Here is a 26,390-nt window from a genome sequence, read left to right on the forward strand (position 1 = left end):
GCTCCGGCATCGATACGCAAGCCAGCCATTATACCAGTAAATGGATAAGCCTGGCGTATGAGTTATAAAAAGCAATATTTGTGATTCCGATCACAGTTGTTAATACCTATAATTAATTGCTAGCAAATAATTAACAAAACTGACGAGTACTTTTCTATGGCTGAAACAAAAACTAAACAGCCGCGTCTACTGGTGACATTAACAGCCGCGTTTGCCGCATTCTGCGCGCTGTATTTGTTAATCGGTGGCGTATGGCTGGTCGCGATTGGCGGCTCCTGGTACTACCCGATAGCGGGTCTGGTTATGGTTGGCGTAACCGTCCTGCTTTTACGCAGAAAACAATCTGCTCTGTGGTTGTACGCAGCGTTACTGCTCGCAACCATGATCTGGGGCGTCTGGGAAGTCGGGTTCGACTTCTGGGCGCTGACGCCGCGCAGCGACATTCTGGTCTTCTTCGGTATCTGGCTGATCCTGCCGTTTGTCTGGCGTCGTCTGATTGTCCCTTCCAGTGGCGCCGTGGCCGGTCTGGTCGTTGCTCTGCTGATTAGTGGCGGCATCCTGACCTGGGCCGGTTTTAACGACCCGCAGGAGATCAATGGCACGCTGAACGCGGAATCCACGCCGGCTGCGGCTATTTCGCAGGTGGCGGACGGTGACTGGCCTGCTTATGGTCGTAACCAGGAAGGTCAACGCTACTCCCCGCTGAAGCAGATCAACGCGGACAACGTGAAAAACCTGAAGGAAGCCTGGGTATTCCGTACCGGCGACCTGAAGATGCCAAACGATCCGGGTGAGCTGACCAACGAAGTGACCCCGATTAAAGTGGGCAACATGCTCTACCTGTGTACGGCGCACCAGCGCCTGTTCGCGCTCGACGCGGCCACCGGTAAAGAGAAATGGCACTTTGATCCACAGCTGAACTCCAACCCGTCGTTCCAGCACATCACCTGCCGCGGCGTCTCTTACCACGAAGCGCGCGCAGATAATGCCAGCCCGGAAGTCATTGCCGACTGTCCTCGCCGCATTATGCTGCCGGTGAACGATGGCCGCCTGTTTGCCATCAACGCTGAGACCGGTAAGCTGTGCGAAACCTTCGCTAACAAAGGCATTCTGAATCTTCAGACCAACATGCCGGACACTACGCCGGGTCTGTATGAGCCGACCTCCCCGCCAATCATCACTGATAAAACCATCGTGATTGCCGGTTCGGTAACGGATAACTTCTCTACCCGCGAAACCTCCGGCGTTATCCGTGGTTTCGACGTGAACACCGGTAAACTGCTGTGGGCCTTCGACCCGGGCGCGAAAGATCCTAACGCGATCCCATCCGATGAACACACCTTTACCTTTAACTCACCGAACTCCTGGGCACCGGCAGCGTATGACGCGAAGCTGGACCTGGTTTACCTGCCGATGGGCGTGACCACGCCGGATATCTGGGGCGGTAACCGCACGCCGGAGCAGGAACGTTACGCCAGCTCCATCGTGGCGCTGAACGCAACGACCGGTAAACTGGCATGGAGCTACCAGACCGTTCACCACGATCTGTGGGATATGGATATGCCGTCCCAGCCGACGCTGGCGGACATTACCGTTAACGGTAAAACCGTTCCGGTGATTTACGCCCCGGCCAAAACCGGCAACATCTTCGTGCTGGATCGCAGCAACGGTAAGCTGGTTGTTCCTGCGCCAGAAAAACCGGTTCCGCAGGGCGCGGCCAAAGGCGACTACGTCACCAAAACGCAGCCGTTCTCTGACCTGAGCTTCCGTCCGAAGAAAGATCTCAGCGGTGCAGACATGTGGGGTGCCACCATGTTTGACCAGCTGGTGTGCCGCGTGATGTTCCATCAACTGCGCTATGAAGGCATCTTCACGCCGCCTTCAGAGCAGGGCACGCTGGTCTTCCCGGGTAACCTGGGGATGTTCGAGTGGGGTGGGATCTCCGTTGACCCTAACCGTCAGGTCGCCATCGCTAACCCAATGGCGCTGCCGTTCGTTTCCCGTCTGATCCCACGCGGTCCGGGTAACCCAATGGAGCAGCCGAAAGATGCGAAAGGCAGCGGTACCGAAGCCGGTATCCAGCCGCAGTATGGCGTTCCTTATGGTGTGACCCTGAATCCATTCCTTTCTCCGTTCGGTCTGCCGTGTAAACAGCCTGCCTGGGGTTATATCTCCGGTCTGGATCTGAAGACCAATAAGATCGTCTGGAAAAAACGTATTGGTACGCCACAGGACAGCATGCCGTTCCCGATGCCTGTTCCAGTGCCGTTCAATATGGGTATGCCAATGCTGGGTGGCCCAATCTCCACCGCCGGTAACGTGCTGTTTATCGCGGCAACCGCAGATAACTACCTGCGCGCGTACAACATGACCAACGGTGAAAAACTGTGGCAAGGCCGTCTGCCAGCCGGTGGACAGGCAACGCCGATGACCTATGAAGTGAATGGCAAACAGTATGTTGTCATCTCCGCGGGTGGTCACGGTTCGTTTGGCACGAAGATGGGCGACTATATTGTCGCGTATGCACTGCCTGACGACGCTAAGTAACGAAAAAGCCCGGTGGCGCTAACGCTTACCGGGCCTACGATTTCCATATGTAGGCCGGGTAAGGCGAAGCCGCCACCCGGCTTTTTTTATACGGTAAAACCGAGCATCATCCCCGTATCTTCATGCTCCAGCAGATGGCAGTGGGCCATATAGGCAAACTCTTTCGGTGCCTCGTGGTCGAACTTCACCAGTACCTCGCTGACGCCGCCTTCCACCCTCACCGTATCTTTCCAGCCCGCGCGATGCGGCTCCGGCGCTTTACCATTTTCAGACAGAATACGGAACTGCGTGCCGTGGATATGGAACGGGTGCAGCATCATGTCCCCTTCGCCTGAAATCATCCAGCGTTCAAACTGCCCTTTCGTGGCGGCGAACATGGGCGTATTCATATCGAACGCTTTGCCGTTGATGCGGTTGGCATTGTGGAAATCGAAACCATGGCCGCCGTGATTCATGCCGCCCATATTGCCGTGGTCCATATTCATATGGCCCATCATCTGGCCGTGATGCATTCCCGCCATGGCCTGATTGCCGTACTTCTTCATCAGCGCCTGCATGCCCATCATGTCGAGCATCGGGTCCATGGAGAGCTGAAGTTTACGCTGCGTAAGCCCATCCAGCGACGGGAGTGCTGGCAGAGTGGTGAGGGTCTCCGGCAGCGTACCGGAGGCGGTGATCTGTAGTGGCTGAATGCGCAGGACCGGATGCGGCTTATCAAACGGCGCAACGGCCATCCCCATCTGGCTGACCGGCAGGGTCACCAGGTCAAACGCTTTGCCATCGCTGATATCCACCAACACCTCGAAGCGCTCGCCCATCAGCATCGGCAGCTCGCTCACCTTCACCGGCTCCGGCAGCAGGCCGCCGTCGCTTGCCACTACGTAAAGCGGGCGTTTATCGCTGGTGGCGAAGTTCAGCGAGCGGGCGTTACAGCCGTTAAGCAGACGTAAGCGCAGCCAGCCTTTTGGCGCGGCATGCTGCGGGTAGATCGCGCCGTTGGTCAGCAGCGTATCGCCAAACCAGCCTACCGCCGCGCTCATTACGTCCAGCTGATAGTCAATTTGCCCGTCAGCGCTGAATTTTTTGTCCTGCACAATCACCGGGACATCGTCGATACCCCACTGTTTCGGCAGGCGCAGCAGGCGGCTTTCATCGTCTTCAATCAGCACCAGCCCGGCCAGCCCCATCGCCACCTGATGGCCCGTTTTGCCATGCTGATGCGGGTGGAACCAGCAGGTCGCCGCGCGTTGTTCCGGGGTAAAGGTTACGCTGCGTTTACCACCAGGCCTGATGACGCCCTGAGGCCCCCCATCCACTTCGCCCGGGACTTCCAGCCCGTGCCAGTGCAGCGTGGTCTCTTCCGCAAGCGTGTTATGAATGTCTACCGTCACCGCCTTCCCTTTGCGTAACTGCAACGCCGGGCCGAGCAGATTGCCGTTATACCCCCACGTCGTGGCGGCGTGCTGACCGAACGTGGTTTTACCGGCCTGCACCACAAGCTGAATGCGGCTGCGGGCATCTGGGGCGAGTAATTCAGGAATGGGTAAAGCCGGTCTGTCGGCGGCAAAAACGGCGCGGCTCCAGAGAGGTATCGCGCTGGCAACCCCCAGCGCGGCAGAAAATTTTAAAAAATCACGACGTTGCATGTGCATTTCCTTATTTCCAGCAGGCGATCTTTTGAGCATAAACCCTCCCCTTACCGGAAGGTCAAGCACGGCGGCAATAATAAAGATCGTCGGCCTGGCATCAAGTATGCTAACGTTAATTTTCCGTGATGCAGTGGTAAAGGCAATGAAGACGTTTTTCAGAACAATTTTGTTCGCCAGCCTGATGGCGATGTGTGCGAACAGTTACGCGCTAAGTGAAAACGAAGCGGAAGATATGGCCGATCTGACGGCAGTTTTTGTTTTTCTGAAAAACGATTGTGGTTACCAGAATTTACCCAATGGGCAAATTCGTCGCGCACTGGTCTTTTTTGCCCAGCAGAATCAATGGGACCTCAGCAACTACGACAGCTTCGACATGAAGGCGCTCGGTGAAGACAGCTACCGTGATTTAAGCGGTATTGGCATTCCCACTGCTAAAAAATGCAAAGCGCTGGCTCGCGATTCACTCAGCCTGCTCGCCTACGTGAAGTAACCTTCCCGACGCCCCTTGTTGACCCGCTAACCGCCTCACGGTGGTGTTGTGTTGCGCCCATCTGCCGGATGTAATGGATGTTAACGAAGGAGGTGCTCCCCATGACCGAAAAAACGGTATGGCAAGAAACGCTGCACGACCATTTTGGTCAGTATTTTGCCGTGGATAACGTGCTCTATCATGAGAAAACCGATCATCAGGATTTGATAATATTCGAAAACGCCGCTTTTGGCCGCGTGATGGCGCTGGACGGCGTGGTGCAAACCACCGAGCGCGACGAGTTTATCTATCACGAAATGATGACCCACGTCCCGCTGCTGGCCCACGGCCACGCGAAGGACGTGCTGATTATCGGCGGCGGCGACGGCGCGATGCTGCGTGAAGTCTCTCGCCATCAGAATGTCGAAACCATCACCATGGTGGAAATTGACGCCGGGGTCGTGTCGTTCTGCCGCCAGTATCTGCCCAACCATAATGCCGGCAGCTATGACGATCCGCGGTTTAATCTGGTTATCGACGATGGTGTCAATTTTGTTAACCAGACCACGCAAACGTTTGATGTCATTATCTCTGACTGTACCGACCCTATCGGTCCGGGCGCGTCGCTGTTTACCTCGTCGTTTTACGAAGGCTGCAAGCGCTGCCTGAAGCCTGGCGGAATTTTTGTGGCGCAAAACGGCGTTTGCTTCCTGCAACAGGATGAAGCGCTTGATAGCCACCGTAAGCTGAGCACCTATTTTGCTGACGTCAGCTTCTATCAGGCGGCCATTCCGACGTACTACGGCGGTATCATGACCTTTGCCTGGGCGACGGATAACGACGTATTACGTCATCTCTCCACCGAAATTATTCAGGCCCGCTTCCATCAGGCAGGTCTACAGTGCCGATACTACAATCCGGCTATTCATACCGCAGCCTTTGCGTTGCCTCAATATCTGCAAGACGCGCTGTCCTCAAAGGAGGTGAACTAATTGAAAAAGCTTAAACTGCATGGCTTTAACAATCTGACCAAAAGCCTGAGTTTTTGTATTTACGATATCTGCTACGCCAAAACAGCAGAAGAGCGCGATGGTTACATCGCCTATATCGATGAACTCTACAACGCCAACCGTCTGACCGAGATCCTGACAGAGACCTGCTCGATTATCGGCGCGAACATCCTCAATATCGCGCGCCAGGATTATGAGCCTCAGGGTGCGAGCGTCACCATTCTGGTGAGTGAAGAGCCGGTTGACCCGAAGCTTATCGACAAAACCGAACACCCCGGCCCGCTGCCGGAAGTGGTGGTTGCTCACCTGGATAAAAGCCACATCTGCGTGCACACCTACCCGGAAAGCCACCCGGAAGGCGGGCTGTGTACCTTCCGCGCGGATATTGAAGTGTCCACCTGCGGCGTGATTTCACCGCTGAATGCGTTGAATTATTTAATCCACCAGCTGGAATCGGACATCGTCACCATTGATTATCGCGTACGCGGTTTTACCCGTGATATCAACGGCATGAAGCACTTCATTGATCATGAGATCAACTCCATTCAGAACTTCATGTCCGAGGACATGAAGTCGCTGTACGACATGATGGATGTGAACGTCTATCAGGAGAATATCTTCCACACCAAAATGTTACTTAAGGAATTCGACCTTAAGCACTACATGTTCCACACGAAGCCGGAAGATTTAAGTGAGGAAGAGCGAAAGGTCATTACCGACCTGCTCTGGAAAGAGATGCGCGAAATTTACTACGGCCGTAACATTCCGACCGTGTAAACGTGACCCGGAGCAGGGACGCTTCGGGAAGTTACTTCTGTTTCATAAAGTCGCGGTAGGCATTCACCACACTCAGGAAGTCTTCCACGCCGCACAGCGACAGGCTCTCTTCGTCGTAGTAGCTCATCCCCTCTTCAATTTCATCACCCGAGAACTCAAGCTGGTTGGCGCGCACCATCACCTCTTCGCCATCCATCCACAGGGTGTATTCGTGCCCGGCGCGTTGCCAGGAGCGTTCACTGCCTTTCACCGTTTCCGCCGCCTGCTCAACTTCATCCAGCAGCGCGAGGTTCTCTTTCACCTCTTCGTTAAACCAGTGTCCAACGGCTTCGTGCCCCATCGACATTCGCACTTTCACCACGCCGGTGATGTCGCGCAGAAATTCGTAATCCATAGTGTTTTCCTCTGCAAAGCCATTAAGGTAATTATCGCAGCAGCGAGGAAGAAAAAAAGCGTGGGAGGTGGGAGGAATGAAAATAAAAAGGTGAGAGCAAGACCTGCGGCCTGATGCCCTCACCCCGTCCCTCTCCCACGGGAGAGGGTGCAAACACTAAAAACCGTCTCGTAGAGACGGTTTTGCTGTTTATACCGCCGTCTGGAAGATCACCCCGTCTGCCTTCTCGGTGTACTGAGAGAGCTGGTCGAAGTTCAGGTAGCGATAGGTATCCACCGCCGTCTTATCCACCTGAGCCACAAAGGTCTGGTACTCTTCCGGCGTTGGCAGTTTGCCAATCAGCGCCGCAACCGCCGCCAGTTCCGCAGAGGCCAGGAAGACGTTCGCACCGGTACCTAAACGGTTCGGGAAGTTACGGGTCGAGGTGGAGACCACCGTCGCGCCGTCGGCTACGCGCGCCTGGTTGCCCATACACAGGGAACAGCCAGGAATTTCGATACGCGCACCGCTCTTACCAAACACGCTGTAGTAGCCCTCTTCGGTCAGTTGAGCCGCGTCCATACGGGTTGGCGGCGCCACCCACAGACGGGTTGGCAGCTGGCCTTTGTGGGTATCCAGCAGCTTGCCGGCTGCACGGAAGTGGCCGATGTTGGTCATGCACGAACCGATGAACACTTCGTCGATCTTCTCGCCCTGAACTTCGGACAGCGGACGCGCGTCGTCCGGATCGTTCGGTGCACACAGGATTGGCTCTTTGATATCCGCCAGATCGATGTCGATCACCGCCGCGTACTCTGCGTCAGCATCGGCTTCCAGCAGCTGCGGATCGGCCAGCCATTTTTCCATGCCCTGGATACGACGCTCCAGCGTACGACGGTCGCCGTAGCCTTCTGCAATCATCCACTTCAGCAGCACGATGTTAGAGTTCAGATACTCAATAATCGGCTCTTTGTTCAGCTTGATGGTACAGCCCGCAGCCGAACGCTCAGCGGAGGCATCGGTCAGCTCGAAAGCCTGCTCAACTTTCAGATCCGGCAGACCTTCAATTTCCAGAATGCGGCCAGAGAAGATGTTTTTCTTCCCTTTTTTCTCAACGGTCAGCAGACCCTGTTTGATGGCATACAGCGGGATCGCGTGAACCAGGTCGCGCAGGGTAATACCCGGCTGCATTTTACCTTTGAAGCGCACCAGCACCGATTCCGGCATATCCAGCGGCATCACGCCGGTCGCGGCAGCAAACGCCACCAGACCGGAACCCGCCGGGAAGGAGATACCGATTGGGAAACGGGTATGGGAGTCACCGCCGGTACCGACGGTATCCGGCAGCAGCATGCGGTTCAGCCAGGAGTGGATAACGCCGTCGCCCGGACGCAGAGACACGCCACCGCGGTTCATGATGAAATCTGGCAGCGTGTGGTGCGTGGTCACGTCAACCGGCTTCGGATACGCCGCAGTGTGGCAGAAGGACTGCATCACCAGATCGGAAGAGAAGCCCAGGCACGCCAGGTCTTTCAGCTCATCACGGGTCATTGGACCGGTGGTGTCCTGAGAGCCGACGGAGGTCATCTTCGGCTCGCAGTACGCGCCAGGACGGATACCAGCGACGCCGCAGGCGCGACCGACCATTTTTTGTGCCAGCGAGAAGCCACGGTTGCTTTCCGCCACGTCTTTCGCCTGACGGAACACGTCGCTGTGCGGCAGACCCAGCGCTTCACGCGCTTTGGTGGTCAGGCCACGGCCGATGATCAGCGGAATGCGGCCACCAGCACGTACTTCGTCGATCAGCACGTCGGTTTTCAGCTCAAAGCTTGCCAGCAGCTCATTAGTTTCGTGATTACGCACTTCGCCTTTATACGGGTAAACGTCAATCACGTCGCCCATGTTCAGGTTAGAGACATCCACTTCGATCGGCAGCGCGCCAGCATCTTCCATGGTGTTGAAGAAGATTGGCGCAATTTTGCCGCCGAGGCACAGGCCGCCGCCGCGCTTGTTTGGCACGTGCGGAATGTCGTCGCCCATGAACCACAGCACGGAGTTGGTGGCGGACTTACGGGAAGAGCCGGTACCCACAACGTCACCCACGTAAGCCAGCGGGAAACCTTTTTGTTGCAGGGCTTCGATCTGTTTGATCGGGCCAACGCTGCCCGGCTGGTCCGGCTCAATGCCTTCACGGGCGTTTTTCAGCATCGCCAGGGCGTGCAGAGGGATATCAGGACGAGACCACGCGTCCGGTGCCGGGGAGAGGTCATCGGTGTTGGTTTCACCGGTCACTTTGAAGACGGTAACGGTAATTTTTTCAGCAAGCTGAGGGCGGTTCAGGAACCATTCGGCATCGGCCCAGGACTGCATCACCTGCTTCGCATAGACGTTGCCTGCTTTGGCTTTTTCTTCCACATCGTAGAAGTTATCGAACATCAGCAGCGTTGAAGAGAGCGCTTTAGCGGCAATCGGTGCCAGCTTGTCGTTATCCAGCGCGTCAATCAGCGGATGAATGTTATAGCCACCCTGCATGGTGCCGAGCAGTTCAATCGCTTTTTCAGGAGTAACCAGTGGGGAGGTGGCTTCGCCTTTGGCAACGGCGGCAAGGAATCCGGCTTTTACGTAGGCAGCTTCATCTACGCCAGGCGGTACACGGTTGATCAGCAGATCTAACAGGAATTCTTCTTCGCCCTCAGGCGGGTTCTTCAGCAGCTCGACGAGCGCGGCCATTTGGGTTGCATCTAACGGTTTGGGTACAATTCCCTCGGCGGCACGTTCTGCTACGTGCTTACGGTATTCTTCTAGCACGACGGTTCTCCTCGCTCTCATTGTCATATGCGGCGGGCGTTCTCTTCACGCTCCTGTGAGACAGCAGTTTGTAGGGTAAATGCCCGATACCGCGTCGGGCAGCATAGCAGGATTTCTGCACAGTGTTAATCTGTTTACAAAAAAGCAACATTAAAAAATTTGCTGAATCGTTAAGCATGATGTAGCACCCCGTCACCGGGCCTGGAAGCAGTTCCGTAAGTCTATCGTCCCCCCGGCAACGCGCTGCTGGTCGCTCGCAAGAGCGGCCTTCTGAATTTCCGTCGCCTGCTCAGCCATCCGATATAATTGTGTAATAAATACTCACACTCTTTATCCGGATGCTTCAGAGTTTTTCCCAACAAAAGTCAAAACTGTAAAACACGGGTGAATGATACTCGCGGCAACAGCAACGCCTCACGGCACTGCACTCGTCTCGTTGGAGTCAATCTATGAAGTTGCCTTTTAAACCACATCTTCTTGTTCTGCTTTGCAGTGCGGGGCTGTTTGCCGCCTCGGGCGTCATGTTCGTTAAAAGCCGCGCAACGGAACCCGCTCCCGCACCTGCGCCGGTAGCCCCGCAGCTCCCCGACCCGGCAGCACAGCCTGCCCCGGTGGCCACCCCTGCCTATACCGCCGCGCAGATCGATCAGTGGACCGCGCCCATTGCGCTCTACCCCGACGCGCTGCTGTCGCAAATTCTGATGGCCTCAACCTATCCGGCGAGCGTGATTCAGGCCGCCCAGTGGTCAAAGGACAACCCTAAAATGCAGGGCGATGCCGCCATTCAGGCGGTCAGCGGGCAGCCATGGGATGCCAGCGTGAAATCGCTGGTCGCCTTTCCGCAGTTAATGTCGCTGATGGGGGAAAACCCGTCGTGGGTACAAAGCCTCGGCGACGCCTTTCTGGCCCAGCCAAAGGATGTGATGGATTCCGTGCAGCGTCTGCGCCTGCTGGCGCAGCAGACAGGCACATTGCAATCCACCCCGCAGCAGACCGTCACCACCGTGAAAAAATCTGCGCCAGCCTCCGCCAGTACAGCCGCGACGTCAACGTCGGCTAGTCCGACGGTGATTAAAATTGAGCCAGCCGATCCACAAGTAGTTTATGTCCCTACCTACAACCCTTCCACCGTTTACGGCACGTGGCCAAATGCCAGCTATCCGCCGGTGTATCTGCCTCCGTCTCCCGGCCAGCAGTTTACCAATAGTTTTGTCAGAGGCTTTGGCTATAGCCTCGGCGTAGCCACCACCTATGCGCTGTTCAGTAACATCGACTGGGACGATGACGACGATCATCATCACGATCATGATGACGATCACCACGGCAGTTATTCGCATAACGGCGATAACATTAATATTAATGTTAATAACTTCAATAAGATCACCGGCGAGCACCGTACCGATAATCACCAGGTCTGGCAGCATAACCCGGCCTACCGCAACGGCGTGCCCTACGCCAATAGCCAGCTTGCCAGCCGCTATCATCAGACTTCAGTGCCGGGCGGGTTGAGCGCTACCCGGCAGCAGCCGGTCAACCGCGATAGCCAGCGGCAGGCCGCGATGGCGCAGGTACAGCAGTCGACGGGCAAAACGCTCACACAGCTACAGCATGGCGACGCGCATTTCCCGCAACATTCAGCGTCCGCGCAGCAACTGAAGCAGCTCTCTCAGCGCAGCAACTACCGCGGCTACGACAGCGCGCGGCCCCACGCACAACAGATGAATAATACTCTTGCGCAAACCAGACGCCCGACGCAGGTTCAGCATCAGCCGCTGCGGGCAAACGCCCTGAGCGGCAACGACAGCCGTTCGGCCAGCTGGCAGGCCCAGCACCAGCGCGGGCTGCAAAGCCGCCAGCACGCGTCGCTGAACAGTGAGCAGCGTGCCAGCTTCCGCCAGCAGCTGTCCGAACACCATACCGAACACCATGAATTCCACCGTCGTTAAGGGAGCCGCTATGAACATGAAACCGATCGGTGGAATGCTGTTGTTGATGGTATCCACCTTCGCCTTCGCCCAGCAATCTTTCTCCACACCTGAGCAGGCGGCCAATGCCCTGACGAAGGCCATCAGCGAGCAGAATGAGAGCGCGATGGCCGACCTGCTGGGGGATAACTGGCGCGACTATCTGCCACCTGAAGGGGTTGATCCGGAGGCGGTGGCTCGATTCCTGCGTGACTGGAAGATAAACCATCGTACCGAAATCAGCGGCGATATTGCCCATCTGTCAGTTGGCGATAACGGCTGGCAACTCCCCATACCGGTAGTGAAGAAAAAAGAGGGCTGGCAATTTGATATGCAGAAAGCGGCTGATGAGATCCTGACCCGCGAAATCGGCCGCAACGAACTCGCGGCTATCGAAGCGCTGCACGCCTACGTCGACGCACAGCGGAGCTACTACGCCATGAACCACCGCTATGCGCAGAAGATTGTCAGCACGCCAGGGCTAAAAGACGGCCTGTACTGGCCCATCTCGCCGGGCGAAGCGCCAAGCCCGCTGGGTCCCGCCTTTAGCCCGCCGGAGCCTGGTATGGGCTATCACGGCTATCGGTTCCGCATTCTGTCGGATAAAAATGGCTTTGCGATGGTTGCCTGGCCCGTAAGCTATGGTCAGACGGGGGTAATGAGCTTTGTCGTTAACCAGGAAGACAAGGTTTATCAGGCAAATCTCGGCAACAATTCGGCGCAGAAAGCGCAGGCGCTCGCTGCATACCACCCGGATAAAACCTGGCAGCCTGTCACCCCCTGAACGCAGTGCATAAAAAAAGCGGCCTGAGGCCGCTTTTTTCATCTGAAGAAACTTATTTCTTCTTCGCTTTCGCGTTTGGCAGGTCGGTGATGCTACCTTCAAACACTTCTGCCGCCAGGCCCACGGACTCGTGCAGAGTCGGGTGAGCGTGGATGGTCAGCGCGATGTCTTCCGCGTCACAGCCCATTTCGATAGCCAGACCGATTTCACCCAGCAGCTCGCCGCCGTTGGTACCGACAATCGCACCACCGATTACACGGTGAGTTTCTTTGTCGAAGATCAGTTTGGTCATACCGTCTGCGCAGTCGGACGCGATAGCACGGCCAGAAGCAGCCCACGGGAAGGTGGCGGTTTCGTAGCTGATGCCTTTCTCTTTCGCTTCTTTCTCAGTCAGACCAACCCATGCAACTTCTGGCTCGGTGTAGGCGATAGATGGGATCACTTTCGGATCGAAGTAGTGCTTCATGCCGGCGATAACTTCAGCGGCAACGTGACCTTCGTGAACACCTTTGTGCGCCAGCATTGGCTGACCGACGATATCGCCGATAGCAAAGATGTGCGGCACGTTAGTGCGCAGCTGTTTGTCAACGCGGATGAAGCCACGGTCGTCCACTTCCACGCCAGCTTTGCCCGCGTCGAGGTTTTTACCGTTCGGCACACGGCCGATAGCCACCAGTACGGCGTCGTAACGCTGTGGTTCGGATGGGGCTTTTTTGCCTTCCATGGAAACGTAAATACCGTCTTCTTTCGCTTCAACGGCAGTCACTTTGGTTTCCAGCATCAGGTTGAATTTCTTACTGATGCGTTTGGTGAAGACTTTAACGATGTCTTTGTCGGCAGCCGGGATAACCTGGTCGAACATTTCAACCACGTCGATCTCTGAACCCAGCGCATGGTACACGGTACCCATTTCCAGACCGATGATACCGCCGCCCATAACCAGCAGACGCTTAGGAACGGTTTTCAACTCCAGCGCATCGGTGGAATCCCACACGCGTGGATCTTCATGTGGAATGAATGGCAGTTCGATTGGGCGAGAGCCTGCCGCGATGATCGCGTTGTCGAAGTTAATCACGGTTTTACCGTTTTCACCTTCCACTTCCAGGGTGTTCGCACCGGTGAATTTACCCAGACCGTTTACCACTTTCACTTTACGGCCTTTGGCCATACCCGCCAGACCGCCGGTCAGCTGAGTGATAACTTTCTCTTTCCAGGTACGAATTTTGTCGATGTCGGTCTTCGGCTCGCCGAAGACGATACCGTGTTCAGCCAGCGCTTTGGCTTCTTCGATAACTTTCGCTACGTGCAGCAGCGCTTTAGAAGGGATACAGCCGACGTTCAGACAAACACCGCCGAGGGTGCTGTAACGTTCTACGATGACGGTTTCCAGACCTAAATCCGCGGCGCGAAATGCTGCGGAGTAACCTGCCGGGCCTGCCCCAAGTACTACGACCTGAGTTTTGATTTCTGTGCTCATCATGACCTCTTAATGTATACCCGTCGTCCACCGGGTCGTTCTATCCGCCCGTATTTTACAAAATTGTTAACAATTTTGAAACAACAAACGGCTCACGAATTATCGCTTTCACCAATAACCTCAAAAACCCCATGAGATTATCAGAAAAAAGCCGGCCGATTGGCCGGCTTTTCGATTACATCACCAGGCGGCGAATGTCGCTCAGCATGTTGTTAATGATGGTGATGAAACGCGCACCATCAGCCCCGTCGATCACGCGGTGGTCGAAGGACAGAGAGATTGGCATCATCAGACGCGGTACGAACTCTTTGCCATTCCACACTGGCTCCATCGCGGACTTGGACACACCGAGGATAGCCACTTCCGGCGCGTTCACAATCGGCGCGAAGTGGGTGGTACCCAGGCCGCCGATGCTGGAGATGGTGAAGCAGCCGCCCTGCATTTCGCCGGCAGTCAGCTTACCATCACGCGCTTTCTTGGAGATGGTGGTCAGTTCACGGGACAGCTCTGTGACGCTCTTCTTGTTCACGTCTTTGAAGACCGGAACAACCAGACCATTTGGCGTATCAACCGCAACACCGATGTTGATGTATTTCTTCAGCGTCAGCTTCTGGCCGTCTTCGGACAGGGAGCTGTTGAAGCGTGGCATCTGTTCCAGCGCCGCCGCAACCGCTTTCATGATGAAGACCACTGGGGTGAACTTCACGTCCAGCTTACGCTTCTCAGCTTCGGCGTTCTGCTGTTTACGGAACGCTTCCAGATCGGTGATATCGGTCTTATCGAAGTGGGTAACGTGCGGGATCATCACCCAGTTACGGCTCAGGTTAGCACCGGAGATTTTCTGGATACGGCCCAGTTCCACTTCTTCGATTTCGCCGAACTTGCTGAAGTCCACTTTCGGCCATGGCAGCATGCCCGGGATACCGCCGCCAGCGGCTGCCGCAGGTGCAGCTTCGGCGCGTTTCACCGCGTCTTTCACGTAAGCCTGAACGTCTTCGCGCAGGATACGACCTTTACGGCCGGTGCCCTTCACTTTCGCCAGGTTCACGCCGAATTCGCGCGCCAGGCGACGGATCAGCGGAGTCGCGTGGACATAAGCGTCGTTTTCAGCGAACTCAGATTTTTCTGCTTTAGCAGCAGGGGCAGCAGCCGATTTAGCAGCCTGAGCCGGTGCAGCAGCCGGTGCCGGAGCAGCCGCAGCAGCAGGAGCGGCGGCAGGTGCAGCGCCTTCCACTTCGAAGACCATGATCAGAGAGCCGGTAGAGACTTTGTCGCCGGTGCTGATTTTGATCTCTTTAACGGTACCCGCGAACGGCGCAGGCACTTCCATGGAAGCTTTGTCGCCTTCAACGGTGATCAGTGACTGTTCAGCGGCAACTTTGTCGCCCACTTTCACCATCACTTCGGTCACTTCAACTTCGTCACCGCCGATGTCTGGTACGTTAACGTCTTTCACGCCGCCAGCAGCCGCTGGTGCAGCAGCCGGAGCCGGAGCAGCTTCCGCTTTCGCTGGAGCCGCAGCGCCTTCAGAGCCCGCCACTTCGAAAATCATGATCAGGGAACCCGTAGACACTTTGTCACCGGTGTTGATCTTGATCTCTTTAACGGTACCGGCGAATGGCGCTGGTACTTCCATAGAGGCTTTATCGCCTTCTACGGTGATCAGTGACTGCTCAGCCGCAACGGTATCGCCCACTTTCACCAGGATTTCAGTGACTTCAACTTCGTCACCGCCGATGTCAGGCACGTTCACTTCTTTCGCTGCCGCGGCCGCCGCTGGAGCAGCAGCAGGAGCGGCTTCTTTCTTCTCTTCCTGCGCAGGTGCAGCAGCTGCTGCACCGTCGGCGGAATCGAAAATCATGATCAGTTTGCCAGTCTCGGTTTTATCGCCAACAGAGACTTTGATCTCTTTAACGATGCCAGCCTGAGGAGACGGGACTTCCATAGAAGCTTTGTCGCCTTCTACGGTGATCAGCGACTGTTCAGCTTCAACTTTGTCGCCCACTTTGACCAGGATCTCGGTGATTTCAACTTCATCAGCCCCGATGTCCGGTACATTGATTTCGATAGCCATTATTCTTTTACCTCTTACGCCAGACGCGGGTTAACTTTATCTGCATCGATGTTGAATTTAGTAATTGCGTCTGCAACCACTTTCTTATCGATTTCGCCACGTTTAGCCAGTTCGCCCAGTGCTGCTACAACCACGTAGGAAGCATCAACTTCGAAGTGGTGACGCAGGTTTTCGCGGCTGTCAGAACGACCGAAGCCGTCAGTACCCAGTACGCGATAATCATCAGCTGGAACGTAAGTACGAACCTGCTCAGCGAACAGTTTCATATAGTCAGTAGACGCCACCGCTGGCGCGTCGTTCATCACCTGAGCGATGTACGGAACGCGTGGGGTTTCCATTGGGTGCAGCATGTTCCAGCGCTCACAATCCTGGCCATCACGCGCCAGTTCAGTGAAGGAGGTAACAGAGTACACATCGGAACCCACACCGTAGTCTTTCGCCAGGATCTGCGCTGCTTCACGAACGTGACGCAGGATAGAACCGGAGCCCAGCAGCTGAACTTTACCTTTGCTACCTTCGATGGTTTCGAGTTTGTAGATACCTTTACGGATACCTTCCTCGGCACCTGCTGGCATTGCCGGCATGTGGTAGTTTTCGTTCAGGGTGGTGATGTAGTAGTAAATATTCTCTTGCGCTTCACCGTACATGCGCTGCAAGCCGTCATGCATGATGACTGCCACTTCGTACGCGTAAGACGGATCGTAAGAGATACAGTTAGGGATAGTCAGAGACTGAATGTGGCTATGACCATCTTCGTGCTGTAGACCTTCACCGTTCAGGGTCGTACGACCGGAAGTACCACCGATCAGGAAGCCGCGAGCCTGCTGGTCGCCTGCCTGCCAGCACAGGTCACCGATACGCTGGAACCCGAACATGGAGTAGTAAATGTAGAACGGGATCATCGGCAGGTTGTTGGTGCTGTAAGAGGTCGCAGCGGCCAGCCAGGATGCGCCTGCACCCAGTTCGTTGATACCTTCCTGAAGGATCTGGCCTTTCTCGTCTTCTTTGTAGTATGCAACCTGCTCACGGTCCTGCGGGGTGTACTGCTGGCCGTTCGGGCTGTAGATACCGATCTGACGGAACAGACCTTCCATACCGAAAGTACGCGCTTCGTCGGCGATGATTGGAACCAGACGATCTTTGATCGACTTGTTCTTCAGCATCACGTTCAGGGCACGAACGAAAGCGATAGTGGTAGAGATCTCTTTGTTCTGCTCTTCCAGCAGCTGAGAGAAATCTTCCAGCGCTGGCAGTTCCAGCTTCTCGGTGAAGTTAGGCTGACGAGCAGGCAGGTAGCCTTTCAGCGCCTGACGACGTTCGTGCAGGTACTTGTGTTCTTCAGACCCTTCCGGGAAGGTGATGTAAGACAGTTTTTCTACCTGCTCATCGGTCACTGGAACGTTGAAACGGTCGCGGATATAACGCACGCCGTCCATGTTCATTTTCTTAACCTGGTGAGCGATGTTCTTACCTTCTGCGGTATCACCCATGCCGTAACCTTTGATGGTGTGGGCCAGGATCACAGTCGCTTTACCTTTGGTTTCACGCGCTTTTTTCAGTGCAGCGTAAACTTTCTTCGGATCGTGACCACCGCGGTTCAGCGCCCAGATCTGCTCGTCAGTCCAGTCTGCAACCAGGGCTGCGGTTTCAGGATATTTGCCGAAGAAGTGCTCACGAACGTAGGCACCGTCTTTGGATTTGAAGGTCTGGTAGTCGCCGTCAACGGTTTCGTTCATCAGCTGGATCAGTTTACCGCTGGTGTCTTTACGCAGCAGTTCATCCCAACGACCGCCCCACATCACTTTGATCACGTTCCAGCCAGCACCTGCGAAGATGCCTTCCAGTTCGTTGATGATCTTGCCGTTACCGGTTACCGGACCATCCAGACGTTGCAGGTTACAGTTGATGATGAAGCACAGGTTGTCCAGCTTCTCACGGGTCGCGATGGTGATCGCGCCTTTAGATTCTGGCTCATCCATTTCACCGTCGCCCAGGAAGGCGTAAACGGTCTGCTCAGAGGTGTCTTTCAGACCACGGTGTTCCAGGTACTTCAGGAATTTAGCCTGATAGATCGCACCGATTGGACCCAGACCCATAGATACGGTCGGGAACTGCCAGAACTCAGGCATCAGTTTAGGGTGCGGGTAAGAAGACAGACCCTTACCGTGAACTTCCTGACGGAAGTTGTTCATCTGCTCTTCAGTCAGACGACCTTCCAGGAAGGCACGTGCATAGATGCCCGGAGAGATGTGGCCCTGGAAGTACACCAGATCGCCGCCGTCTTTCTCGTTAGCTGCACGGAAGAAGTGGTTGAAGCACACTTCGTAAATGGTCGCAGAAGACTGGAAGGACGCCATGTGGCCACCCAGTTCCAGGTCTTTCTTAGATGCGCGCAGAACGGTCATGATGGCGTTCCAGCGGATAGCAGAACGGATACGGCGTTCCAGATCCAGATTGCCCGGGTATTCCGGTTCGTCTTCGACGGCAATCGTGTTTACGTAGTTGCTAGCCCCTGCACCTGAAGCCACTTTCACGCCGCCTTTGCGTGCTTCAGAAAGCAGCTGATCAATCAGATACTGAGCGCGCTCAACACCTTCTTCACGGATGACCGATTCGATCGCCTGTAGCCAGTCGCGAGTTTCGATCGGATCCACGTCATTTTGGAGACGTTCTGACATGGGGGTATTCCTTATCTATCTAATACGTTGATTTGTCTGGAACCTGTCCCATTGTATTTTCGCCAGAAAACACAATAAGACAGGTTCTGCGTTTAGTTGCCGCGCTCTAAAAGTACCTGGCGCTTAATCCTTTCGTTGCTGTATGCGGCGTAATGAACGTTCGCGACGCGATTGTTCACGGCTGCGGTCCAGCAAGATTTCCTCAATGAAAGCCAGATGGCGGTGCGACGCTTCGCGCGCCTGCTCCGGTTCCCCGGCCATTATCGCCTCGAATACTCGGGTGCGATGGTTGCTTACCAGCGGGAGCATCTCCCGACGGGCATACAACAATTCAAAATTCTGACGAACGTTCTGGGCCAGCATCGGCTCCATGCAGCGTAGCAGATGGAGGAGCACCACGTTGTGCGCCGCTTCGGTGACGGCAATTTGATACTGGACGACGGCGCTGGACTCGGCGTCTAAATCGCCGGACTGCTGTGCCCGTTCAATGGCCTGATGCAGCTCGCGAATACGTATGCGGTCTTCATCAGTGCTGCGAAGGGCGGCGTAATAGGCCGCGATACCTTCCAGCGCGTGACGGGTCTCAAGCAGATCAAACTGGGATTCTGGGTGGTCAGAGAGAAGTTCTACCAGCGGGTCGCTGAAGCTCTGCCACAGGCTGTTTTGCACAAAGGTTCCGCCACCCTGGCGACGGAGCAACAGGCCCTTTGCTTCGAGACGTTGAATCGCCTCACGCAGAGAGGGACGTGAAACGTCGAACTGTTTTGCCAGCTCGCGTTCTGGCGGGAGCTTCTCGCCCGGGCGCAGTGTCCCTTCGAGAATTAAAAACTCCAGCTGCTGCTCAATCACATCGGAAAGTTTTGGTTGGCGAATTTTGCTGTAGGCCATATTCCCTGTCTTACGCCTTTTTGCCCGGAGTCAATTGGTCTTACCAATTTCATGTTCGTATCGCTAAAGTAACAAAGTATTCACCTTCTGTCCATATTGGTTTTGATTGAAATCAGTAAACCCGGCACATTTTAACAACCTTACAGAACTAACGTTTCAGGAATGTAACTTTGCACAAATGAAATGGTTACTACCAAAGAGGCAGTTTTAACCATAATGAAACGAGGGTTTTTGCAATCTGAAGCGATTCAACAAGGCAAAAAATGAAAATTCGCCCTCTTCTGACGCATTTCTATTCTATAGGTTGGGGTATGAGGGGTTAACGTACCGATTTACAATTGGTTTCTTTTTATTCAAGTCGTCATCGCCCCTTCATAAAGCAGGTGCATTCGCTAGCGCTTACCACTATTCTGGCGCTAACGGAAGCCATCTCCGCTTTTTTCGGTATCGTTAACCGTAAAGAAATAAATACAGAATATGGACTTTCATAATTACACACGCACAGCGTGAACATAACAACCACACACGAGGTTTCAAATGGAAGCTCAACAGCATGGCGATCAGCTAAAGCGCGGCCTTAAAAACCGCCATATACAGCTCATCGCCCTGGGCGGTGCTATTGGTACTGGCCTGTTTCTGGGCAGTGCATCGGTTATCCAGTCGGCCGGTCCGGGCATTATTTTGGGGTACGCGATAGCGGGTTTCATTGCATTTCTGATTATGCGTCAGTTAGGGGAAATGGTTGTTGAGGAGCCGGTCGCAGGCTCATTCAGCCACTTCGCCTATAAATACTGGGGCAGCTTCGCAGGTTTCGCCTCGGGCTGGAACTACTGGGTTCTGTACGTTCTGGTTGCCATGGCCGAGCTGACCGCCGTCGGGAAATACATTCAGTTCTGGTACCCGGAGATCCCTACCTGGGCGTCTGCGGCGGCCTTCTTCGTCCTGATTAACGCCATTAACCTCACCAACGTAAAAGTGTTCGGTGAGATGGAGTTCTGGTTTGCCATCATCAAAGTGATTGCCGTTGTAGCGATGATCATCTTCGGCGGCTGGCTGCTGTTCAGCGGCAACGGCGGCCCGCAGGCCACCGTGCGCAACCTTTGGGAGCAAGGCGGGTTCTTGCCTCACGGCATGACCGGCCTGGTGATGATGATGGCGATCATTATGTTCTCCTTCGGCGGTCTGGAGCTGGTGGGCATCACCGCCGCGGAAGCCGACAACCCGGAACAGAGCATCCCGAAAGCCACAAATCAGGTTATCTACCGCATCCTGATCTTCTATGTGGGCTCCCTGGCGGTGCTGCTCTCGCTGCTGCCATGGACGCGCGTCACGGCGGATACCAGCCCGTTTGTGCTCATCTTCCACGAGCTGGGCGATACCTTCGTGGCGAACGCGCTCAACGTCGTGGTGCTGACCGCTGCGCTCTCCGTTTATAACAGCTGCGTTTACTGCAACAGCCGTATGCTGTTCGGCCTGGCGCAACAGGGCAACGCACCGAAAGCGCTGCTCACCGTTGATAAGCGTGGCGTACCGGTTAATACCATCATCGTGTCGGCGGTCGTGACGGCGCTGTGCGTGCTGATTAACTACCTGGCCCCGGAATCAGCCTTCGGTCTGCTGATGGCGCTGGTGGTTTCCGCCCTGGTGATTAACTGGGCAATGATTAGCCTCGCGCACATCAAGTTCCGCCGCGCCAAGCAGCAGCAGGGCGTAACCACGCGCTTCCCTGCCCTGCTCTATCCGCTGGGGAACTGGGTTTGCCTGCTGTTCATGGCAGCTGTACTGGTCATCATGCTCATCACCCCAGGCATGGCGATTTCCGTCTACCTGATCCCGGTCTGGATTGCGATCCTCGGCGTGGGTTATATGGTGAAACAGAAAAATGCCAAAACGGTGAAAGCGCACTAAATGTTTTCTCGCTGTACTCGCGGTTGCGGGTACAGCGTCTTGTTACCTTCCTCACAAATTCGCGCCAACAGCAAAATCCTCCATATCACCGCCTTTATATTGCAACGCATATATTCGTTTGCCAGCGAATAATTCTCTCCATACCGAAACCCGGAGAGCTGTCGATGAATAACAACAAACTGTCAGTAAAAGAAAAGATCGGCTATGGCATGGGTGACGCCGGATGCAACATTATCTTTGGCGCCATCATGTTATTTGTTAACTATTTTTATACGGATATTTTTGGTCTGGCTCCTGCACTGGTTGGCGTTTTACTCCTGTCCGTGCGCGTCATTGATGCCGTAACGGACCCGATCATGGGCGCGATTGCTGACCGTACCCGCAGCAAATATGGCCGGTTTCGTCCATGGCTGCTGTGGATTGCCTTCCCCTATGCGCTGTTCAGCATTCTGATGTTCACCACGCCAGAGTGGAGCTATAACAGCAAAGTTATCTATGCCTTTGTCACCTACTTCCTGCTGTCGCTGACCTATACCGCCATCAATATTCCGTACTGCTCGCTCGGCGGCGTGATCACCAACGACCCGAAAGAGCGCGTTGCCTGCCAGTCCTACCGTTTTGTTATGGTTGGTATCGCCACGCTGCTGCTGTCGCTAACGCTCCTGCCAATGGCCGACTGGTTCGGTGGGGATAACAAAGCCAAAGGCTACCAGATGGCGATGACCGTGCTGGCGCTGATTGGTACCTGCATGTTCCTGTTCTGCTTCGCCACGGTGCGCGAGCGCGTGCGTCCGGCGGTGCAAACCCATGACGAACTTAAAAACGACCTGAAAGACGTGTGGAAGAACGACCAGTGGGTGCGGATCCTGCTGTTAACCCTGTGCAACGTCTGCCCTGGCTTTATCCGCATGGCGGCCACCATGTATTACGTTACCTGGGTCATGGGGCAAAGCACCCATTTCGCCACGCTGTTTATCAGCCTGGGCGTGATCGGCATGATGTTCGGCAGTATGCTGGCGAAAGTGCTGACCGACCGCTGGTGTAAGCTGAAGGTCTTCTTCTGGACCAACATCGCGCTTGCGATTTTCTCCTGCGCCTTCTACTTCTTCGACCCGAAAGCGACGACAACCATTGTTGTGCTTTACGTCCTGCTGAACATCCTGCACCAGATCCCATCCCCGCTGCACTGGTCCCTGATGGCCGACGTGGACGACTACGGTGAATGGAAAACCGGGAAACGTATCACCGGGATCAGCTTCTCCGGCAACATCTTCTTCCTGAAACTGGGTCTGGCGATTGCCGGGGCAATGGTCGGTTTCCTGCTCTCCTGGTACGGCTACGATGCGGGCGCAAAAGCGCAGAGCGCGGATGCCATCAACGGGATCGTGCTGCTCTTTACCGTCATTCCTGGCATTGGATACTTAATTACCGCGGGCGTAGTACGTCTGCTGAAAGTGGACCGTGAGACCATGAAGCAGATCCAGTCCGATCTGGAAAAGCGTCGCACCAACTATCGCGAGCTGAACGATTATCAGGAACTCAAAGCCGCTGAGACTAAATAAGGAAAGCCGAATGCAAACCTGGCCAAACCCGTTTATTGAACAACGCGCCGACCCGTATATCCTGCGTCACGATGGGCAATATTACTTTATCGCCTCCGTACCGGAGTACGATCGGCTGGCGATCCGCCGCGCGGACTCGCTGGAAGGTTTACGCGATGCCGAAGAGGTGGTTGTCTGGCGCAAGCCCGACACCGGCCCGATGAGCCAGCTGATCTGGGCACCGGAACTGCATCATATCGACGGCAGTTGGTACATCTATTTTGCCGCCACGCATACCCAGGCGCTCGATCATCTCGGGATGTTCCAGCATCGCATGTTTGCCATTGAATGCGCAGATCGCGATCCGCTCACCGGTACGTGGGTAGAAAAAGGGCAAATCAAAACCCCGTTTGACACCTTCGCGCTGGATGCCACCACCTTTGTTCATCAGGGTAAACGCTGGTATCTATGGGCGCAAAAAGCCCCGGATATTTCCGGTAACTCGAATCTTTACCTGTGTGAAATGGAAAATCCGTGGACGCTGAAAGGCGAGCCGGTGATGCTCAGTAAACGGGAATATGACTGGGAGTGCCGCGGGTTCTGGGTCAATGAAGGCCCGGCGGTGCTGTTCCATGGCGATAAGCTGTTTATCAGCTATTCCGCCAGCGCCACCGACGAGAACTACTGCATGGGATTACTGTGGGCAGACCTGAATGCCGATCCGCAAAACCCGGCTAACTGGCATAAATCCCCGCGCCCGGTGTTCGTCACCAGCTACGAAAACCGTCAGTATGGGCCAGGCCATAACAGCTTTACGCAGACGCCGGAAGGCGAAGATGTGCTGGTCTACCACGCGCGAAACTACACTGAAATTGAAGGCGATCCGCTTTACGATCCCAATCGCCATACTCGCCTGAAACTCATCCGCTGGAACGAAAACGGGATGCCTGAATTCGGCATCCCGCCCGCAGATACACCGTAACGGCTTCGGCGCGCTGGCTTAAACCAGCGTGCCGTAAATCGTCAGCAGCGCCACAATCACCACCACCACAAACGACGTTTTCTTCGCCATCGAGACGGCAGCCTTTGGCGTTGCGACTTTGTCCGTGTGCGGCTCACGCGCCAGCGAGAACTGTGCCAGTCGGGTTAAAACCTGATACTGCGAGGTATGACGGTCAGCAAGGGAGACAAACCACGCGGGCAGCGCCTTTTCACCGTGACCGATGAGGGCATAGACCACGCCTACCAGACGCACCGGAAGCCAGTCGAGCACGTGCAGGATGGCATCAATGCCGGACTGTAGACGTTCATGCGGCGTAAGATAGCGGGCAAGCCAGGTCTGCCAGGCGCGCAGGAACGCGTAACCCATCAGCAGTACCGGCCCCCAGGGCCCGCCCACCACGAACCAGAACAGCGGCGCCAGGTAGTAACGGAAGTTAATCCACAGCAGCGCGTTTTGCAGCTCCCGCAGAAACTCGCGTTCATCGCAGTCCGGCGGTACGCCGTGGATCATCGTCAACTCGCTCGCCATCGCGCCGCGCGCGTGGGCATCATCCCGGGAAGCGGCTTTCAGATACGCGTGATAGTGCAAACGCACCTTGCCCGCGCCAATACACAACACGCCGAGCAGGATCCACATCACCAGCAGCGGCACGTTGAAAAAGAGGCCGTAAAGCGAGCGCAGCAACAGGAACGTAATCACCATCACGCCTGCCGTCATCAGCAGCGTGCGCAGCATGGAAAAATGCCTGATGCGGCGGAATAACACCTCCAGCCGATGATCCAGATGCCAGTGCTCGCCGAGCTTAAACAGGCGTTCAGCGATCATAACCAGCAGCATGGTAAACAACGTCATGTTATCTCCTTATCTGACGACGTGGTAAGCATGGCGTGAAACCGGGACCAGTCAAACGCCGGGCCGGGGTCGGTTTTTCTTTCGGGGGCGATGTCGCTGTGCCCTGTAATATTGTCTGCAATGGCGGGATAGCGCCCGATTAACGTTTGCGTTACAGCAACCAGTTTCTCATATTGCGCATCGGTGTAAGGCGTGGTGTCCGTTCCTTCCAGTTCAATTCCAATGGAGAAATCATTGCACCGCTCGCGCCCCTGATACTTCGACACGCCGGCATGCCAGGCACGCTTATCAAAAGGAACATACTGAACCACTTCGCCATCACGACGGATCAGACAGTGCGCCGATACGCGCAGATGCGCAATCTCAGCAAAGAAGGGGTGGGCATCGGGATCTATCGTTCCAGTGAATAACGCATCGATCCACGGACCGCCAAACTCACCCGGCGGGAGACTAATATTGTGAACCACCAGCAGTGTGGGCTTTTCATCCTCCGGGCGGCAGTCGTGGTGCGGCGACGGTACATGCCGCGCGTCCACCAGCCATCCGTTTTCTAACAACATGCTGGAACTCCTTATCTATGGTGCTGTTACTCGGTTCAGAGTAGCATGTTTCAATATTATGATTCGTTACCAATTTGGAGTTTTATCATGCCGCCTCGCCGCTATAACCCCGACCACCGACGTGACGCGCTTCTGGAACGTATTAATAGTGATATCCCGGCAAGCGTTGCCCATGCCCTGAGAGAAGACCTCGGCGGTGACGTCAGCGCCGATAACGATATTACCGCCCAATTGTTGCCAAAAGAGACACGCTCGCATGCGGTGGTTATCACCCGTGAAGCAGGGGTTTTCTGCGGCAAACGCTGGGTTGAGGAGGTCTTTACCCAACTGGCGGGCGACGAGGTGCAGGTAACATGGCACGTTGAGGACGGCGATGCGGTCACGGCGAATCAGCCACTGTTCGAACTGGACGGCCCGTCCCGCGTCTTGCTGACTGGTGAACGCACCGCGCTCAATTTTGTGCAAACGCTCTCTGGCGTTGCCAGTGAAGTACGCCGCTACGTTGACCTGCTGGCAGGCACCCGCACGCAGCTGCTGGATACCCGTAAAACCCTGCCGGGCCTGCGCACCGCGCTGAAATACGCGGTACTCTGCGGTGGCGGCGCCAACCATCGTCTGGGGCTATCCGATGCCTTCCTGATCAAAGAGAACCACATTATTGCCTCTGGCTCGGTGCGTCAGGCCGTGGAAAAAGCCTTCTGGCTGCATCCGGATGTGCCCGTCGAAGTGGAAGTGGAAACGCTGGAGGAGCTGGACGAGGCCATTAAAGCGGGGGCTGACATCATCATGCTCGATAACTTCGACACGGAGCAGATGCGTGAAGCGGTCAAACGCACAAACGGCCAGGCGCAGCTTGAGGTGTCCGGCAACGTGACGTTCGACACCATCCGCGAATTTGCTGAAACCGGCGTCGATTACATCTCCGTAGGCGCCCTGACCAAGCACGTCCGCGCCCTCGACCTCTCGATGCGCTTCAAATAAATTATCCCCCCTCTCCGCCCGGAGAGGGGAAATACGAAACCGCTCGC

Annotated in this window: 19 protein-coding genes; 10 read left to right on the forward strand and 9 right to left on the reverse strand. The window is 55.4% G+C overall.

Features of this window, described 5'->3' with window-relative positions; genetic code table 11:
• Nucleotides 1-156: 156 nt before the first annotated feature.
• The gene (locus tag DD597_RS06175; RefSeq protein ID WP_003856304.1) at nt 157-2,547 is read left to right on the forward strand and encodes a glucose/quinate/shikimate family membrane-bound PQQ-dependent dehydrogenase; all 2,391 of its coding nucleotides are present in this window, start codon (nt 157-159) and stop codon (nt 2,545-2,547) included.
• An 86-nt stretch (nt 2,548-2,633) separates the two neighbouring features.
• Here DD597_RS06175 and cueO read toward each other — a convergent pair whose 3' ends face one another.
• On the reverse strand, nt 2,634-4,193 hold the full coding sequence (gene cueO / locus DD597_RS06180; RefSeq protein ID WP_048243508.1) for a multicopper oxidase CueO: 1,560 nt from the start codon (nt 4,191-4,193) through the stop codon (nt 2,634-2,636).
• Between the two features lie 145 nt (nt 4,194-4,338).
• Between cueO and DD597_RS06185 the strand changes: the two genes are divergently transcribed.
• The 3 genes from DD597_RS06185 (at nt 4,339) to speD (ending at nt 6,452) form a co-directional block, all read left to right on the forward strand.
• On the forward strand, nt 4,339-4,686 hold the full coding sequence (locus DD597_RS06185) for a YacC family pilotin-like protein (protein ID WP_003856306.1): 348 nt from the start codon (nt 4,339-4,341) through the stop codon (nt 4,684-4,686).
• A 101-nt stretch (nt 4,687-4,787) separates the two neighbouring features.
• On the forward strand, nt 4,788-5,657 hold the full coding sequence (gene speE, locus DD597_RS06190; protein WP_045330972.1) for a polyamine aminopropyltransferase: 870 nt from the start codon (nt 4,788-4,790) through the stop codon (nt 5,655-5,657).
• A complete protein-coding gene (speD, locus tag DD597_RS06195; RefSeq protein ID WP_032608515.1) occupies nt 5,658-6,452 on the forward strand; it encodes an adenosylmethionine decarboxylase in 795 nt (264 codons plus the stop codon).
• A gap of 31 nt (nt 6,453-6,483) precedes the next feature.
• On the opposite strand, the gene yacL is transcribed toward speD, so the two are convergent.
• Together yacL and acnB are read right to left on the reverse strand one after the other, a co-directional pair.
• A complete protein-coding gene (gene yacL / locus DD597_RS06200; protein ID WP_032608514.1) occupies nt 6,484-6,846 on the reverse strand; it encodes a protein YacL in 363 nt (120 codons plus the stop codon).
• Nucleotides 6,847-7,035: 189 nt separating this feature from the next.
• Entirely contained in the window at nt 7,036-9,633 is a 2,598-nt protein-coding gene (acnB, locus tag DD597_RS06205; RefSeq protein WP_023315407.1) for a bifunctional aconitate hydratase 2/2-methylisocitrate dehydratase, read from the reverse strand.
• Between the two features lie 449 nt (nt 9,634-10,082).
• On the opposite strand from acnB, the gene DD597_RS06210 reads away from it, so the two are divergent.
• The gene (locus DD597_RS06210; protein WP_129256018.1) at nt 10,083-11,579 is read left to right on the forward strand and encodes a DUF3300 domain-containing protein; all 1,497 of its coding nucleotides are present in this window, start codon (nt 10,083-10,085) and stop codon (nt 11,577-11,579) included.
• Between the two features lie 10 nt (nt 11,580-11,589).
• On the forward strand, nt 11,590-12,381 hold the full coding sequence (locus tag DD597_RS06215) for a DUF2950 family protein (protein ID WP_058656387.1): 792 nt from the start codon (nt 11,590-11,592) through the stop codon (nt 12,379-12,381).
• Nucleotides 12,382-12,433: 52 nt separating this feature from the next.
• Here the strand turns inward: DD597_RS06215 and lpdA are convergent, their stop codons facing one another.
• The 4 genes from lpdA to pdhR all read right to left on the reverse strand — a co-directional run bounded on the left by lpdA (nt 12,434) and on the right by pdhR (nt 19,498).
• Nucleotides 12,434-13,858 (reverse strand): dihydrolipoyl dehydrogenase, encoded by a 1,425-nt coding sequence (gene lpdA / locus DD597_RS06220; RefSeq protein WP_003856313.1) that lies wholly within the window; start codon nt 13,856-13,858, stop codon nt 12,434-12,436.
• 175 nt (nt 13,859-14,033) lie between these two features.
• Nucleotides 14,034-15,932, reverse strand: a complete 1,899-nt coding sequence (gene aceF / locus DD597_RS06225) for a pyruvate dehydrogenase complex dihydrolipoyllysine-residue acetyltransferase (RefSeq protein WP_129256019.1) — start codon at nt 15,930-15,932, stop codon at nt 14,034-14,036.
• Between the two features lie 14 nt (nt 15,933-15,946).
• Entirely contained in the window at nt 15,947-18,610 is a 2,664-nt protein-coding gene (gene aceE / locus DD597_RS06230) for a pyruvate dehydrogenase (acetyl-transferring), homodimeric type (RefSeq protein ID WP_003856315.1), read from the reverse strand.
• A 123-nt stretch (nt 18,611-18,733) separates the two neighbouring features.
• The gene (gene pdhR / locus DD597_RS06235) at nt 18,734-19,498 is read right to left on the reverse strand and encodes a pyruvate dehydrogenase complex transcriptional repressor PdhR (protein WP_023315403.1); all 765 of its coding nucleotides are present in this window, start codon (nt 19,496-19,498) and stop codon (nt 18,734-18,736) included.
• A gap of 537 nt (nt 19,499-20,035) precedes the next feature.
• Between pdhR and aroP the strand changes: the two genes are divergently transcribed.
• The 3 genes from aroP to DD597_RS06250 all read left to right on the forward strand — a co-directional run bounded on the left by aroP (nt 20,036) and on the right by DD597_RS06250 (nt 23,929).
• On the forward strand, nt 20,036-21,406 hold the full coding sequence (aroP, locus tag DD597_RS06240; RefSeq protein WP_003856317.1) for an aromatic amino acid transporter AroP: 1,371 nt from the start codon (nt 20,036-20,038) through the stop codon (nt 21,404-21,406).
• A 164-nt stretch (nt 21,407-21,570) separates the two neighbouring features.
• The gene (locus tag DD597_RS06245; RefSeq protein WP_023315402.1) at nt 21,571-22,968 is read left to right on the forward strand and encodes a glycoside-pentoside-hexuronide (GPH):cation symporter; all 1,398 of its coding nucleotides are present in this window, start codon (nt 21,571-21,573) and stop codon (nt 22,966-22,968) included.
• Nucleotides 22,969-22,978: 10 nt separating this feature from the next.
• Nucleotides 22,979-23,929: a family 43 glycosylhydrolase gene (locus DD597_RS06250; protein ID WP_129256020.1), complete on the forward strand. Its 951-nt coding sequence runs from the start codon at nt 22,979-22,981 to the stop codon at nt 23,927-23,929.
• An 18-nt stretch (nt 23,930-23,947) separates the two neighbouring features.
• Here DD597_RS06250 and ampE read toward each other — a convergent pair whose 3' ends face one another.
• Entirely contained in the window at nt 23,948-24,802 is an 855-nt protein-coding gene (gene ampE, locus DD597_RS06255) for a beta-lactamase regulator AmpE (RefSeq protein WP_023324156.1), read from the reverse strand.
• Complete coding sequence (gene ampD, locus DD597_RS06260) at nt 24,799-25,362, reverse strand: 1,6-anhydro-N-acetylmuramyl-L-alanine amidase AmpD (RefSeq protein ID WP_003856321.1); 564 nt, start codon at nt 25,360-25,362, stop codon at nt 24,799-24,801. Before ampD ends, ampE begins: the two co-directional genes overlap by 4 nt.
• Nucleotides 25,363-25,449: 87 nt before the next feature.
• Here ampD and nadC point away from each other — a divergent pair, with 87 nt between their 5' ends.
• Nucleotides 25,450-26,343, forward strand: coding sequence for a carboxylating nicotinate-nucleotide diphosphorylase (gene nadC, locus DD597_RS06265; RefSeq protein ID WP_032608506.1), 894 nt, complete (start codon nt 25,450-25,452; stop codon nt 26,341-26,343).
• The last annotated feature ends 47 nt before the right edge of the window (nt 26,344-26,390 follow it).

This window comes from Enterobacter cloacae complex sp. 677-3DZ2D5B (assembly GCF_004136695.1).
Classification (GTDB): domain Bacteria; phylum Pseudomonadota; class Gammaproteobacteria; order Enterobacterales; family Enterobacteriaceae; genus Enterobacter; species Enterobacter hormaechei_C.